Source organism: Flavobacterium sp. M31R6 (assembly GCF_013284035.1).
Lineage (GTDB): Bacteria > Bacteroidota > Bacteroidia > Flavobacteriales > Flavobacteriaceae > Flavobacterium.
Genome location: NZ_CP054141.1, coordinates 243972 through 259351 on the forward strand (window position 1 = coordinate 243972; position 15380 = coordinate 259351).

The following is a 15380-nucleotide window of genomic DNA, read 5'->3' on the forward strand; positions in this document are numbered from 1 at the left end:
AACGAATATACTTATTTTTGGGAAATAAATTACTATTATTCTCTATAAAAAACACGTTTCACTCTTTGTGAAATACTCGTAAGGATTTCATACGGAATCGTTTTCAATTGTTCAGCCATATAAGTTACAGTTGGGCTTTCGCCAAAAATCACTACTGCATCTCCTTCTTTACATTCAATCTCGGTCACATCAACCATTAACATATCCATGCAAACGCTTCCAAGAATGGATGCTTTTTTATTTTTTATCGTTACAAAACCAACCCCATTTCCCCAACTTCTGGCAATACCATCGGCATAACCAATAGGAATTGTGGCAATTTTAGACTCCCTGTTTGCCATAAATCGTCTGCCGTAGCCAACACTTTCTCCTGATTGAATTGTTCTGATTTGGGAAATAATGGATTTTAAGGTTCCCACATTCTCAAGGTATTTTTGTTCTTCTGAATCATTGGAAACACCATAAAGACCAATTCCCAAACGAACCATATCGTATTGTGCTTCTGGAAAATTACTAATCCCAGATGTGTTCAAAATATGGCGAATAGGAGTAATAGCCAATTCGTTCATCAATTTCGACGATAATTTCTCGAATAAATTAATTTGATACTCCACAAAATCCTTATGTTGCAAATCATCACTTGTAGCCAAATGTGATAAGACACTCTGCACTTTGACTGTTGAGTTTCCTTTCAGAGTGGCTATTAAATCATCTATTGTATTTGCCTCAAAACCCAGACGATGCATTCCGGTGTCCAACTTTATATGAATCGGAAAATCTTTTAATTTCTTTTGCTCTGCAATTTTGAGGAAAGCATTTAGTCCTTTCAAGCTATAAATCTCAGGTTCCAATTGATGCTGAATTATAGCCGGAAAGCTCGTATTTTCAGGATTCAAAACCATAATTGGCAATTTGATGCCTGCAGTTTTTAATGAAATCCCTTCATCGGCGAAAGCCACTCCCAAATAATCTACTTTGTGATGTTCCAGTAATTTTGCAATTTCAAATCCTCCGCTTCCGTAACCAAAAGCTTTTACCATTGCCATCATTTTAGTAGCGGGTTTTAGCTTTGATTTAAAGAAATTAAAATTATAACTTATTGCATTCAAATTAATCTCAAGAACTGTTTCGTGTGTTTTCTCTGCAAATGCTGCCACGATTTCTTCAAACTGAAAAGATCGCGCTCCTTTAATCAGTATGGTTTCATTTTCGAAATGCAATTGCTCCAAATGCAATAAAAACTCGTTGGTGTCTTTAAAAAAGATAGCATTCGGCAGTTTTGTTTTCAATGTCGAAATCGTTTCACCAATTCCAATAAAACGGCTGATGTTATTGGAAACGATTAACTCGGCCACTTTAGAATATAATATTTCATTAGACAATCCGCTTTGAAAAATATCCGAAAGCACGACAGTTTTCTTCTGATGTTGCTTTTGACTTTCTAGGAAATCCAACGCTATTTTTAAAGATTGAAAATCGGAACTATAACTGTCATCTATAAGACTGCAATTATTGTTTCCTTTTTTTACTTTCAAACGCATTTCTATCGGATACAATAATTCGATTCGGTTTTGAATGGTTTTGGCATCGTATTCAAAATACAATAAAACCGATAGACAAGTAATCACATTTTCGACCGAAGCATCGTCCACAAAAGGAATTTTCAAGGTTGAAATATTTCCTTTATAAGTATATTCAATGAGTGTATGATCGTGAGTATGTTCTTTCTTGGAAACAAAAACAGTCGCAGTTGTATCTGTAAAAGACCAAGAAAAAAGCCCCCTAGCCCCCGAAGGGGGAATATGCTCACTCAAATAAGATAAACAGTTATCAACCAATTTGCTTTTTTGATAAATCAAAACCTTCGATTGTTGGAAAAGCAGCATTTTTTCTTTGACTTTTTCTTCCAGATTTTTAAACCCTTCATCGTGGGCAGAACCTATATTGGTTAAGATTCCAATTGTTGGCTGAATGATTTTCTCCAGTTTCTCCATTTCTGAAACAGTTGAAATTCCGGCTTCGAAAATACCTAGATTGTGTTTTTCATTAATAGCAAGTACCGACAACGGAACACCAACTTGAGAATTATAACTTTTAGGACTTCGGATAATATTGTAATCGGGACTCAATAAAAAATTGAGCCATTCCTTTACGATTGTTTTGCCATTGCTTCCTGTCACTCCTATAATTGGAAACGAAAAAAGACTGCGATAATGAGCGGCAATGTGTTGTAAAGCTTCCAATGTATTTTTGACAATCAAAAAATTGGCTTTTGCCTTAAGACCATCGGGAATATGGGTCACGACAAAATTCCGAACGCCTTTATCAATTAAATCTTTTAGGTATATATGAGCGTCGTTATTGGTTCCAACTAATGCAAAAAAAAGTGTTTTTTCATTGTTTTGCAAAGAACGACTGTCAATGGAAATATTATCAATTTCTAAATTATTGGTGTTTCCAATTTCTTCAGTATTCAGAATTGACGCGATTTTTTTTAGGGATAAATTCATTTTGGAGAAGATTTAAAAATTGTAAAACACATTATTTTGTTCTTTTAATTTTTAAAGGTTCTTGCCGGCAATCAAAGACATCGACAATTTCGATTAAATTTATTTCTAAATTCACATAATAAATTATCTTATAGTTGGCATATAAAAAATAACGAAATTCTTGTTTTCTATCAACCAACAGCTCTTCTTTTTGACCTATAAATGGATACTTCTGAAGTATAAGTACTTCTTTTGAAATTTCTTTTACCTTGTTTTTTGCTGTTTTTAAATTGGATTTGCTTTTATAATATAAAAATATTTTTCGCAATTCATTTTTGGAATATTCTGTCCAATTTAATGTTAACTCCATTTTTCAATCTCTTTCAATAACTCGTTTGCTTCAATAACCCGTCCGTTTTTCGAATCATCCATTGATTGATCGATTCTGTTTTCAAACTCTTCCATAGTCATCGGGTGAAACTCTTTATCACTGTAGTTTTTCTTTTCTTTTTTTAGAAAATTTTCTAGACGAGCTACAATCTCTTCGTTCTGTATAGAAAGAAATTCTTGAATAAACGCTATTTTCCTAGTTTGTAAGTCCATTGCAATTAATTTTACATCAAAGTTATAAAAAAACGAAATGCATTTTTGTTTATTTCACCTTTTTATTGAAACTAAAAAAACATTAATAATAGCTTTTATTCCATTACTTCCCTTCATCTTTCCTCATCGCGTGATAATAGGCAGCGCGACTCAATGGTTCATATTCCTCAGTTTCACCTAGCATTACAAGTTTATCGTTATCAGTTTTACGGAAACTGTAATTGGCTAGATTTCCTGTTCGCGTACACACCGCATGCACTTTAGTAACGTACTCAGCTGTCGCCATAAGCGCGGGCATAGGCCCAAAAGGATTACCCTTGAAATCCATATCCAATCCAGCAACAATGACGCGAATTCCTTGATTGGCAAGGTCGTTGCAAATCGTTACAATTTCGTCATCAAAAAACTGCGCTTCATCAATCCCAACCACATCACAGCCTAATGCCAAAATAGCAATATTCGCCGCAGCGGGAACGGGTGTGGAGCGAATTTCATTACTGTCGTGCGATACCACCATTTCCTCATGGTATCTAGTATCAATTGCGGGTTTGAAAATCTCTACTTTTTGCTTGGCAAATTGTGCTCTTTTCAACCTACGGATGAGTTCTTCGGTTTTTCCCGAAAACATTGAGCCACAAATGACTTCAATCCATCCAAACTGCTCTTTATGATTTACTGTGTTTTCGAGAAACATTTTGTATTTTTCTAGCTTAAAAAATGAATAGTTTTTATTACTTTGTAACGGTAATAAATCGCATGGGTAAACTCAATTTTACCTAGTAAACGTTTTGAAATAAAGTGTTCGAATTTGATGAAGTTATTTTGAAACATTTACTTGGTTTCAAAAGTAGATAATTTTTATCAAATCGAAAATTTGAGAGGTCTTATTTAAATAATAAATAGTAAAAAAGAAATCTATACCTCGCCAGCTAGTACAAACAAAGAATAATTTTATATAAAGCCATATTCATTATAATTTCAGAAGCCATGAAAAAAAAATTGGAAGCCGACTTAATCAGCATTGCTCATAGAATTTTACAACTTAAAAATAAATCTGACATCAATCAACTTTTTTTGGAAACACAAAAATTATATGAAAAATTAGCAGTTTTACGATTTGTGGAAGAGCATTTTTCGGATGCTAAACCAACAATTGGTCAAGCTGAAGTTGTCGAAAAAATGAAAGAGTTTTTCGAAAACATAGCGGTTCCCGAATTTCAAAGACCTCCTTCAATTATCAAAGCCGATATAGAGGAAGCTCCTGTGGCTGAAATTATTGAGGACAAATCTATCAGCCCTATTAAAGTTGAAGAAGTAATAAAGGAAGAAGACAACAAAGTTAAACTCGAAGAAATCATTGCTACAAGCGATGAAGTTCCTACATCCGATATTCCTGAACCTTTATTAGAAGAAACAAAAGTATCTGAAGACATTATTGCCGAAAAAATAGAAGAAGAGACGCCAATTGAAAAGCCAATGTTCCTTTTAGAAGAAACAGAAATTGAACCAATAGCCACTACAATTGTTGAGCCAATAGAAACTGTAAAACCAGAATCTCCTAAGAAAAAGGAAATAGTCCAAATATCTTTTGATGACTTGCTTGGCGGTAAATACACTGCCCCTGATTTTGTAAAAGTTTCTCCTTCGGATAAAAAACAAGAAACGGATTCTATTCAACCAACTCCTGATTTTGATTTTCCAAAAGAACCTATTTCAAATGCTCCACAAACAACATTCGAAAAAGCAGAACCTAAAACAATTACCCTGAATGACAAATTAGCAAAAGAAATTAACATTGGACTGAACGACCGAATTGCTTTTGTTAAACATTTATTTGGCGGCAATAATGAAGATTACAACCGCGTAGTGAATCAACTCATCACATTTGATACTTTTATCGAAACCAAAGCTTTTATTGACGAAATGGTAAAACCAGATTACAATAATTGGGAAGGAAAAGAAGATTACGAACATCGTTTTATGGAAATCATAGAGAAAAAATTCTTGTCGTTTTAAGGGTTTCAACTTTACTCATTTCCCATTTTATATTTTATTAAATCCTCTCTTTAAGCAAGAAAAATGTCAAAATTATATATAGTCCCTACTCCTATTGGCAACCTCGAAGACATGACTTTTCGTGCCATTAGGATTCTTAAAGAAGTAGATTTAATCCTTGCCGAAGACACTAGAACAAGCGGCAAACTGCTCAAGCATTTTGAGATCGGCACACACATGCACAGTCATCATATGCATAACGAACACAAAACAATCGAAAATGTAATTTCCAGATTAAAAGCTGGTGAAAACATAGCCTTAATTTCTGATGCGGGAACACCAGCGATTTCCGATCCCGGATTTTTGCTCACTCGCGCTTGTATCGAAAACGGAATTGCAGTAGAATGTTTGCCTGGAGCAACGGCTTTTGTACCAGCTCTTGTCAACAGTGGTTTACCCAATGATAAATTTGTTTTTGAAGGTTTTCTTCCCGAAAAAAAAGGAAGACAAACCCGATATATGGAACTTGCCGAGGAAACCCGCACGATGATTCTATATGTTTCTCCACATAAATTGGTTAAAACCTTAGCCGAATTTATTACCTATTTTGGCGAAGACCGTACCATTTGTGTTTGCAGAGAATTATCAAAACTACACGAAGAAAATGTTCGGGGAACTGCTCGAGAAGTACTCACACATTTTGAAAAAACAGCTCCTCGTGGTGAGATTGTCGTAGTGGTTGCAGGAAAAACAATTGTAAAAGAAGCCAAGAAAAGTAAATTTCAAAAAGACGAAGAATAAATATATGAATATCAATACCTTTTTAGACAAACTAAAACAAACTCCAACAGCGATAACATTCGCAGAAACGATTGCAACAATAGAAGAAAACTACACTTTTACGCCGACTGCTTTTAAAAACGGAGAACAACACAATGCAGCTGGAGAAAACTCGGGATCTTGCAAATTATTTGCTTTTGCGCTATTGCAAAAATTATCCGTTGCCGAAACTTTAGCGTGTTTTGGAGCTTATTATTTTGAGGAAGTATTGGGAGATGCAAATGGAACCAATCACCAAAACATTCGCAATTTCATAAAAACTGGTTGGGACGGAATTCAATTTGAAGGAGAAGCATTAGTTTTGAAATAGTTTTATTTAAAAAATTAGACACTAAAACCTCCAAAAAATGCGTTGGACACTTAAGCCAAAACCTGCTGAAGAAAAAATAAAGCATCTAGCCCAAGCTTTGAATGTAGAAGAATTTGTCGCTGCTTTATTGATACAAAGAGGCATTGAAACTTTTGAACAAGCCAAGCTTTTTTTCCGACCAAGTTTAGACGATTTACATGATCCTTACCTAATGAAGGATATGGACAAAGCTGTCGAGCGCATCGAAAAAGCCATCTCAAATCAAGAAAATATACTTATATTCGGCGATTACGATGTCGATGGAACCACCGCAGTATCACTTGTTTCTTCTTACTTGAAGAGCTATTACCCTAATATTGCCACTTATATTCCAGACCGCTATAACGAAGGTTATGGAGTCTCCTACGCAGGAATTGATTTTGCCGATGACAATGGTTTTTCGCTCATCATCGCTCTGGATTGCGGTATAAAATCCATAGATCATGTCGCTTACGCAAAAGATCGAAACATTGATTTCATTATTTGTGATCACCACAGGCCAGGAACATTTCTACCCGAAGCCGTTGCTGTTTTAGATCCAAAACGTGAAGACTGCAATTATCCTTACGATGAATTATGTGGTTGTGGGGTAGGTTTCAAACTTATTCAAGCTTTAGGTGCCAATAGAAATCAAACCATTGAAGATTTGGTTTTGTATCTTGATTTGGTCGCCACAGCAATTGCAGCCGATATTGTGCCCATGACTGGTGAAAACCGTGTACTTGCTTATTTCGGATTACAGGTAATTAATGCGGAGCCAAGACCCGGAATTAAAGCATTAATACATCAAATAAAAAAGAAAACACTAGACATTACTGATGTTGTATTTATAATTGCACCTCGAATCAATGCCGCGGGCCGTATCAAACACGGTAACCATGCCGTCGAATTATTGACTGAATTTGATTTTGAACAAGCACAACAATTTGCTTCCGAAATTGAACAATACAATACAGATCGAAAAGATTTGGACAAACAAATCACCAAGGAAGCGCTCCAGCAAATTGCCCAAAACCAGGAAGAGAAGAACTTTACTTCGGTGGTTTTTCAAGAAGATTGGCACAAAGGAGTTATTGGAATTGTGGCTTCACGACTAATTGAAACCTATTATCGTCCCACATTGGTTTTTACAAAAAGTGGCGATAAATATGCAGCTTCAGCACGATCGGTAAAAGGATTTGATGTGTACAATGCACTCGAAGCCTGTTCGGAACATTTGGAACAATTTGGAGGACACATGTATGCTGCGGGAATGACTTTAAAGGAAGAAAACTATCAAACCTTCAAAAATGCATTTGAAAAAACAGTGCAAGAAACCATCCATCCCGATCAATTGACTCCAGAGATATCTATTGATGCCGAAATTAATTTTGAAGACATTTCACCAAAATTAATTCGGATCCTGAAACAATTTGAGCCCTTTGGTCCATTAAATATGACTCCTGTTTTTTTGACCAAAAAAATAAAAGACACCGGCTATGCCAAAACACTAGGTTCTGAAGATGAGCATTTAAAGCTATTTGTAAAACAAAATAACTCCGAAGGTCTTAACGCTATTGGTTTTGGACTAGGAAATAAAAAAGAGTTAACCTCTAATCAAAAAGAATTTGATGCCGTATATTGCATCGATGAAAATGAGTGGAATGACAAAGTGAGCATTCAATTACGATTAAAAGATATTAAATAATTCAAGATTAAAATGAAAAAAAACGATCCATACGCAGCCCTGAGATTCAAAGAATTCAACACCTTTTTGTTGATTCGTTTTGCCATGGTTTTTGCCTGGTCAATGCAGTTTATCATCATCGAATGGGAAGTATATAGAATTACAAAAAGTGCACTTTCGCTTGGTATTATTGGTTTAATGGAAATCATTCCTGCCATCTCTGTGTCATTATTCGCAGGACATTTTGTCGATCAAAATGAAAAAAAGGGCCTTTTATCCAAATGTATTCTAGGATTTTCAGTAATTAGTTTGGGATTGTTTTTAATCACTTGGCCAAAGGTAAATGTTGGTTTGCCTACAACTACTATTCTATATACTATCTATGGCCTAGTTTTCTTTGGGGGAATTGTCCGTTCGTTTTTAGGGCCAACTGTTTTCTCGCTTTTGGCATTAATTGTTCCTAAAAAAGCCTATTCAAACGCAGCTACTTGGAGTAGTTCTGTTTGGCAAGTGGGTTCTGTTGTGGGACCAGCCGTGGCAGGTTTCGCTATTCATTTAATCGGAGTTCACTGGTCTATGTGTTTGGTTCTTGCGTGTTCTCTTTTTGCTTTAATAATACTAACTCAAATTGAAAAAAAGCCTATTTTGAATCCAAAAATTGGCGAACCTGTTATGGACAGTTTGAAAGAAGGAATCAAATTTGTTTATAACAACAAATCTATCTTAAGTGCTTTAACCCTTGACATGGCTGCGGTTTTGTTTGGAGGCGCGGTAGCGTTACTACCTATTTTTGCTTTAGACATTTTAAAAGTAGGCCCTGAAGGATTTGGGTTTCTAAGAGCCGCACCAGCTGTTGGTGCCATTTTAACCATGTTTTTTACGGCCTACGTTCCTGTGAATAAAAATGCCGGTATGAAATTATTGACCGCCATCTTCCTATTTGGTGTATGTATCATCATATTTGGTCTTTCTACAAGTTTCTGGATTTCGCTTTTAGCTCTATTTTTCAGTGGGGTTGTCGATGGAATTTCGATGGTTATCAGACAAACTATTTTACAGCTTAAAACTCCCGATCACATGCGCGGTCGTGTAGCCTCTGTAAATTCAATATTTGTAGGTTCTTCAAACGAGTTGGGTGCTTTTGAAAGTGGACTAACCGCAAAACTGATGGGAACCGTTACTGCTGTCGTATTTGGCGGAAGTATGACACTTCTTATTGTCGTTTTCACAGGATTGGTATCTCCTGAATTTAGAAAATTGGATTTGCAAAAAGATATGGATGATCATGAAAAACATGAATAATTATTTTCTTTCTAATTTATTCAAATAAAAAGTACATTTACTGCAATGGCAAAAACAAAAATACTTTTTACGATTGCAGCCTTGGTAACTTTTTTGACTAGTTGCAACAACAAATCAGACGAATATATTGATCCTCGCGGAACCGATTATGCTGGATCCGAAAGCTGTATCCAATGTCATCAAACGCAGTACGAATCAGCTTTTCACAGTTCGCATTCCAAAGCGACAGCACCTGCTATTCCGGAGAATGTTTTGGGTGATTTCAGCAAAGGGAATCCTGTTTTTGTTTATGACAAAAACACCAAATTAGTAGTAGAGGAACGCAACGACAGCCTTTATCAGGTTCTATACAAAAATGGCAAAGAAATGGAAGCCCATCGATTTGAAATTGTTTTTGGAACCAAGCATGCACAAACTTCTGTTTATTGGCACAATAATAATACTTACGAGCTACCTCTTTCTTATTACACATCAGTTCACAGTTGGGCAACAAGCCCTGGTTTTCCATCAGACAAGCCTTATTTTGATCGAAAAGTAGTTAAAGATTGTTATTCCTGCCACAGCTCTAACATCAGTAGTCGAACAGTCGATCAAAGCTCTAGAGAAAACAGCTTTCTTACCATGGACGCCGAAGATATCATCAATAAAAAAACAATCGTTTATGGAATTGACTGCGAGCGTTGTCATGGGCCAGCGAAACAGCACGCCGAATTTCATCTTAAAAATCCAAATGTAAAAGTGGCCAATAGTATCGTTAGCTACCAATCTCTTAGCAGACAGCAAAAATTAGACGCTTGTGCTCTTTGTCACTCTGGAAATGACGGTATCAAAGTAAAATCGCGTTTCGAATTTAAACCAGGAGATAATCTTTCGGAATATATGAGAAGTATGAGCGATCCTAGCGGCACCGCTGAATTTGATGTTCACGGAAATCAATATCGATTATTGGCACAAAGCAAATGTTTTATCAAAAGCGAAAAAATGGATTGTATTACCTGTCATAATCCACATGAAAATGCATCTCAAAATCTAGCTTCCTATTCTAAAATTTGTATGTCTTGCCATCAAGAAATTAAACATAGTGCGGCTACTCTTAAAACCATGCCTGTCTCATTATTGGCTAATAATTGTGTAGAATGTCATATGACAAAAAAGTCATCGAATGCCATTCGTTTTCAGCTTTCGAATAATGCCGAAATGTCTAATTATATTTTAAGAACACATAAAATTGCAATCTATCCAAAAACGTAAAGTAAATAATTTCGCTTTTATTTTTGGACAATATTCCAAACACTAATTTTGGTTCTGGTTTGAAAACCTAATTTTTCATATAGCTTGATTGCTCCAACATTGGACTCTGCAACATGTAAAAATGGTGTTTTGTTTTTTGCAAAAATAGCATTTACAGCATGGGTAACTAATTGCTTTGCGTATCCTTTTCCAGTGTGTCCCGGATGAGTAATTACAGCGCTTACTTCGGTGTATTCATCCATTTGCATTCGTTCGCCAGTTACAGCAACGAGTTGATTGTCTTTATAAATACCATAATAATTTCCTAATTCAGCAGTCTTCTTTTTAAAATACTCGGGATAAACAATTTTGACCAATCCCAATAAATCGTCTAAGTGTTCCTCCTCTAATTTTACAATCTGATCTTCAATGTTTCCCTCAATTTTATCATGAATAATCATTTGTAAACAGATTAATTCATTGTTTAACTTTAGGCTGTCAGGCACATTTGGTTTCTGGCCAATAATAAAAAAATTACTGGCTAATTTAGAGTATTCAGAAATAGATTGCTCCATGTTATCAAGAGCAATAAAACCTCCAAAAGGACAATAATCGGGATGATAAAATTTTATAGTTCCAAAATCAATTCCAAAATTTTTATGCGTTTCGGACACTGAATACCAAACGGGATTGTCTAATTTATTATTACCAGTTACCATCTTTATTTATTTATGAAATACCGAAAGTGAGTTGTATTAATTGTAGAATTTATTCAAACTTTTTAACCTCGAATGTTTCACCATCAAAAACTCCATAAGTAAAATACGTAATCCAATCACCCAGATTTACATATTCCGAATTTTCGCCAACAGTCTTAATCATTGGCAAATGACGGTGACCAAAAACAAAATAATTATAATGTTTGGTTTCCAATTTTCGTTTGGCATAAATAATAAGCCATTCGTTTTCCTCTCCCAAGAATTTAACGTCTTCGGCACCGGAAATCAATTTATTTTTAACAGAAAGATATTGAGCCAATTTAACTCCAAGATCGGGATGAAGCCATCTAAAAAGCCATTTAGAAAACGGATTGGTAAATACTTTTTTCATGCGTTTATAGCCTAGATCCCCGGGACCTTTTCCGTCACCATGACCAATCAAAAAGGTTTTATCCCCAAAAGTAAATTCTTTGTTATCGTGATAAACGGGAATGTTCAACTCGGTTTCAAAATAATCGGTCATCCATAAATCATGGTTTCCCACAAAGAAATAAATAGGAACTCCGCTGTCGCGAATTTCGGCCAACTTACCTAAAATACGAACAAAGCCTTTTGGAACAACCGTTTTGTATTCGAACCAAAAATCAAATAAATCACCCAAAAGAAATATGGCTTCGGCATCGTCTTTTACCTCGTTTAGCCAAGCGACAAACTTTTGCTCTCTTGGAAAACTCAACTCTGGAGTTGGTGCGCCAAAATGCTGATCGGAGGCGAAATAGATTTTTTTATTGTTGGATAATTGCATGAACTACTTATAAATTATTGATTGTCGCTTGCAAACCATTCGGCGAATGAAGATTCTGTTTCCTGCAATTTAAGAGAAAAAAGTTCAATGTCTTGAGGTAATCTGCGAATGATTCTTCGGGAAAAATCGACAACCATATTCTCGCTAGTTGGCTGATAATCCACTAAAATCACATGATGTCCTCGGTTTTTTAGTTCGTTTGCCAATTCGATATGTGGAGTTGTTTCATTGAAAACAGTAGCGTGATCAAATTGATCGACAATCTCTTCTTTCACAATTTTTTTCAGATCCGAAAAATCAATGACCATACCAAACTTCACATTGTTTCGTTCCGTAATAGGTTTCCCAATTACGGTAACCGATAACTTATAACTATGACCGTGCACATTTTTACATTTCCCATCATATCCGTATAAAGCATGACCGGTTTCAAAATTAAATTGTTTGGTAATTCTAATATTGCTCATTGAAGATCTATTTTGGTTGCAAATTTAAGGAATTCGCATGAGAAATAGCCCGTAAATGTCGGGCAAACATATTTGCCTAATTATTACGCAAAGATTCCCGAAGAACTCGCAGAGAATCGCAAAGATTTTTATGATTGTGCTTAACTTGAATAAATTATTTATGTTTTACCTAAATAGAATTATAAAAAAGGTGAATGTGTTATTAACGATATAAGAAATATAAATTCATAGAAGAAAACTTAAATGAACTTATATTTCTTATATGGTTAATTGAATTAAAAACATGTTTTTACCGTGAAGCCCTAGCCCTGATGGAAACGGCATCCTTTTTATGGGGTGATTTTTCTTCACCTCATAAAAAGATATAGTGTACAGCAGGAAATAGCTCCTAATAATTCGTGAAATATTTCGATTACAGTAAATATAATTGTTATTTTGTAGAATCAAATTTTAGTTCATTATGTTCAAAAAACATTTTAAATATATTCCTTTTTTAGTTCTACTTTTTTTTATTAGTTGTGCCAAAAGAGGCGCCATTACTGGTGGTGCGAAAGACACCATTGCTCCAACATTAAAATATAGTTTCCCTGAAAATTATTCGGTTAAATTTCAAGGCAATAAAATCAAACTTGTTTTTGACGAAAATATCAAGCTTAAAAACCTGAACAAGCAATTGATTATTTCGCCTCCAATGAAGAATGAACCGTTGATCACTCCTACAACAGCCACAAAAGTACTGACTATCACTATAAATGATACGCTACAACCAAACACAACGTATAGCCTAAATTTTGGACAAAGTATTGCCGATAATAACGAGGGAAATCCATACAATCAGTTTAAATATGTGTTTTCTACAGGAGATTATATCGATTCTTTGGCACTTGGCGGAAGGGTAAAAGATGCTTATGATAAAGAAGTTGCTTCTTTTGTTTCGATTATGCTTTATGAAGCAAATGAAAAATTTACCGATTCTACCATTTATAAAGAGAATCCTAGATATATTACCAATACTTTGGACAGTTTAAAAACATTCCGATTGGAGAATTTGAAAGCAGGAAAATACCATTTGGTTGCTATGAAAGACAATAATAGCAATAACAAATTCAATCCCAAATCAGACCGAATTGGGTTTAGTAAACAACTTGTAACAATTCCGAATGATACTGTTTTTGAATTGGAATTATTCAAAGAAGTATTGCCTTTTAAAGCCATTAAGCCAAGCCAAATTTCTGGAAATAGATTAATTGTAGGTTATGAAGGAAATCCGAAAAGCAATGGTGAAATAGCCAAAATCACTTTGAAAAACAATGGTGAAATTATACCTTCAATAGTTACAAAAATAAATAAAAAAGACTCTTTGCAAGTCTGGTATAAGCCTTTGAAAGTGGATTCGCTTTCGCTAAATATTGTAAAAAACAAGTACCAAAAAGACTTTACTTTTAAGATCAAAAATCAAAAAAGTGACACTTTGAGTATTAAGGCTATTCAATCAGGTGTTTTGAATTTTAGAGATCGATTTACTTTGGAATCCAGCACTCCATTGGTGAATTTTGACAAATCAAAAATGAAACTTGTTGACAAAGATTCGACTGCCGTTGCATTTACTACAGCATACGATGAATACACCCAACAATTATTTATCGATTTTAAAATAGAAGAAGCCCAGAAATACCATTTAAAATTTATGCCTGGTGCCGTTACGGATTTTTTTGAAAAAACAAATGACACTCTATCATTTAAAACGAGTACCCGAAATCTTGCAGACTATGGAAATATCATAATGAAACTAAAAAATGTAAAACGTTTTCCAGTTATTATTGAATTAACAAATGAAAAAGGTGATATTGTCAAGGCAAGCGAATATACGGATGGCAAAACGGAAATTGAATTTAATTTACTAGAACCAAGCGTATACACGGTTAGAGCGATTTATGATGACAATAAAAACAAGGAATGGGATACCGGAAACTATCTTGAAAAACGACAAGCTGAAGAAGTAATCTATTCTTCCAAAGAAATAAATCTTCATGCTAATTTTGATTGGGAAGAGACTTTTGACTTAAGCCTTCCATATGTTCCAGAACCCAAGAAGAAAATCCCAAAGGACAAAGAAAAAGGCAAAAAAAGTAGCTCATTTTAACACAAAAGAATCTTGATCACTTAAAAAATTAAACTTTTTTCTGGCTAAGAGCAGTTCGGCTTTATTTAATTCGATAATAAAAACCCCTTTTGTCTCTATGGGTTCCATAATGTAATCTCCCAAGAAATTGACAACTTGGGAATGTCCATTATATTGAAAATTGTTATCGTCTTCCCCAATTCTATTAACCCCAATGGTATAACTCATGTTTTCTATGGCACGTGCTTTTAGCAAAGCATCCCAAGCGTTTATCCTTATCTTTGGCCAATTAGCAACATAAATCAACACATCATATTCTTCCACATTTCTGGAAAAAACAGGGAAACGTAAATCATAACAAATCAGCGGGCAAATTTTCCACCCTTTATATTCAATAATTAATTTATTGCTGCCAGCTGTATAAACCTTGTCTTCTCCAGCCAGACTAAACAAATGCCTTTTGTCATAAAATTGAATTTCGCCCGAAGGAAAAACAAAAACCAATCGGTTGTAGAAATTTTCTTTTTCGACAATAACTAAACTTCCTGTAATTGCTACGTTTTTGGCTTTAGCCAAATGTTTTAACCAAGTAATTGTTTCGCCATGCGTAGTTTCGGCAACATCATTGGGCTTCATGGTAAATCCAGAAGTAAACATTTCAGGGAGAATGATTAAATCAACACTTTCAGAAATGGCATTGATTTTTTCTCCGAGTTTTTTTCTGTTTTTTTCCGGGTTTTCCCAGAATAAGGATGATTGGATAAGTGCAATTTTCATTTTGAATAATTTGCTG

The 15380-nt window shown here is 34.8% G+C and carries 15 protein-coding genes; 7 read left to right on the forward strand and 8 right to left on the reverse strand.

Annotation, left to right across the window (positions count from 1 at the left end):
- Positions 1-35: 35 nt before the first annotated feature.
- The 4 genes from HQN62_RS01045 to HQN62_RS01060 form a co-directional block, all read right to left on the reverse strand.
- On the reverse strand, positions 36-2510 hold the full coding sequence (locus HQN62_RS01045; RefSeq protein WP_173502986.1) for a bifunctional UDP-N-acetylmuramoyl-tripeptide:D-alanyl-D-alanine ligase/alanine racemase: 2475 nt from the start codon (positions 2508-2510) through the stop codon (positions 36-38).
- A 31-nt stretch (positions 2511-2541) separates the two neighbouring features.
- Entirely contained in the window at positions 2542-2859 is a 318-nt protein-coding gene (locus HQN62_RS01050) for a type II toxin-antitoxin system RelE/ParE family toxin (protein ID WP_173502987.1), read from the reverse strand.
- Positions 2850-3092 carry a hypothetical protein gene (locus tag HQN62_RS01055; protein WP_173502988.1) on the reverse strand — a complete coding sequence of 81 codons (243 nt, stop codon included), beginning with the start codon at positions 3090-3092 and terminating at the stop codon, positions 2850-2852. Before HQN62_RS01055 ends, HQN62_RS01050 begins: the two co-directional genes overlap by 10 nt.
- A 103-nt stretch (positions 3093-3195) precedes the next feature.
- Positions 3196-3786, reverse strand: a complete 591-nt coding sequence (locus tag HQN62_RS01060) for a thymidine kinase (RefSeq protein WP_173502989.1) — start codon at positions 3784-3786, stop codon at positions 3196-3198.
- A 293-nt stretch (positions 3787-4079) separates the two neighbouring features.
- Between HQN62_RS01060 and HQN62_RS01065 the strand changes: the two genes are divergently transcribed.
- The 6 genes from HQN62_RS01065 (at position 4080) to HQN62_RS01090 (ending at position 10495) form a co-directional block, all read left to right on the forward strand.
- Positions 4080-5108, forward strand: coding sequence for a hypothetical protein (locus HQN62_RS01065; RefSeq protein WP_173502990.1), 1029 nt, complete (start codon positions 4080-4082; stop codon positions 5106-5108).
- A 63-nt stretch (positions 5109-5171) separates the two neighbouring features.
- Positions 5172-5888 carry a 16S rRNA (cytidine(1402)-2'-O)-methyltransferase gene (rsmI, locus tag HQN62_RS01070; protein WP_173502991.1) on the forward strand — a complete coding sequence of 239 codons (717 nt, stop codon included), beginning with the start codon at positions 5172-5174 and terminating at the stop codon, positions 5886-5888.
- A gap of 4 nt (positions 5889-5892) precedes the next feature.
- Entirely contained in the window at positions 5893-6237 is a 345-nt protein-coding gene (locus tag HQN62_RS01075; RefSeq protein WP_173502992.1) for a HopJ type III effector protein, read from the forward strand.
- A 37-nt stretch (positions 6238-6274) separates the two neighbouring features.
- The gene (gene recJ / locus HQN62_RS01080) at positions 6275-7963 is read left to right on the forward strand and encodes a single-stranded-DNA-specific exonuclease RecJ (protein WP_173502993.1); all 1689 of its coding nucleotides are present in this window, start codon (positions 6275-6277) and stop codon (positions 7961-7963) included.
- 12 nt (positions 7964-7975) lie between these two features.
- Positions 7976-9244, forward strand: coding sequence for an MFS transporter (locus HQN62_RS01085; RefSeq protein WP_116796809.1), 1269 nt, complete (start codon positions 7976-7978; stop codon positions 9242-9244).
- Between the two features lie 45 nt (positions 9245-9289).
- The gene (locus HQN62_RS01090) at positions 9290-10495 is read left to right on the forward strand and encodes a cytochrome c3 family protein (protein WP_173502994.1); all 1206 of its coding nucleotides are present in this window, start codon (positions 9290-9292) and stop codon (positions 10493-10495) included.
- A 17-nt stretch (positions 10496-10512) separates the two neighbouring features.
- Here HQN62_RS01090 and HQN62_RS01095 read toward each other — a convergent pair whose 3' ends face one another.
- From HQN62_RS01095 to HQN62_RS01105, 3 genes are read right to left on the reverse strand one after another with little or no spacing between them, the layout of a single operon-like run.
- Positions 10513-11193 carry a GNAT family N-acetyltransferase gene (locus tag HQN62_RS01095; RefSeq protein ID WP_173502995.1) on the reverse strand — a complete coding sequence of 227 codons (681 nt, stop codon included), beginning with the start codon at positions 11191-11193 and terminating at the stop codon, positions 10513-10515.
- Positions 11194-11242: 49 nt separating this feature from the next.
- A complete protein-coding gene (locus HQN62_RS01100) occupies positions 11243-11998 on the reverse strand; it encodes a UDP-2,3-diacylglucosamine diphosphatase (RefSeq protein WP_173502996.1) in 756 nt (251 codons plus the stop codon).
- Positions 11999-12012: 14 nt separating this feature from the next.
- Positions 12013-12465 (reverse strand): 6-pyruvoyl trahydropterin synthase family protein, encoded by a 453-nt coding sequence (locus HQN62_RS01105; RefSeq protein ID WP_173502997.1) that lies wholly within the window; start codon positions 12463-12465, stop codon positions 12013-12015.
- Positions 12466-12925: 460 nt separating this feature from the next.
- Between HQN62_RS01105 and HQN62_RS01110 the strand changes: the two genes are divergently transcribed.
- The gene (locus HQN62_RS01110) at positions 12926-14608 is read left to right on the forward strand and encodes an Ig-like domain-containing domain (protein WP_116796804.1); all 1683 of its coding nucleotides are present in this window, start codon (positions 12926-12928) and stop codon (positions 14606-14608) included.
- On the opposite strand, the gene HQN62_RS01115 is transcribed toward HQN62_RS01110, so the two are convergent.
- Positions 14600-15364 carry an amidohydrolase gene (locus HQN62_RS01115; protein WP_173502998.1) on the reverse strand — a complete coding sequence of 255 codons (765 nt, stop codon included), beginning with the start codon at positions 15362-15364 and terminating at the stop codon, positions 14600-14602. The genes HQN62_RS01110 and HQN62_RS01115 overlap by 9 nt on opposite strands.
- Positions 15365-15380: the final 16 nt, after the last annotated feature.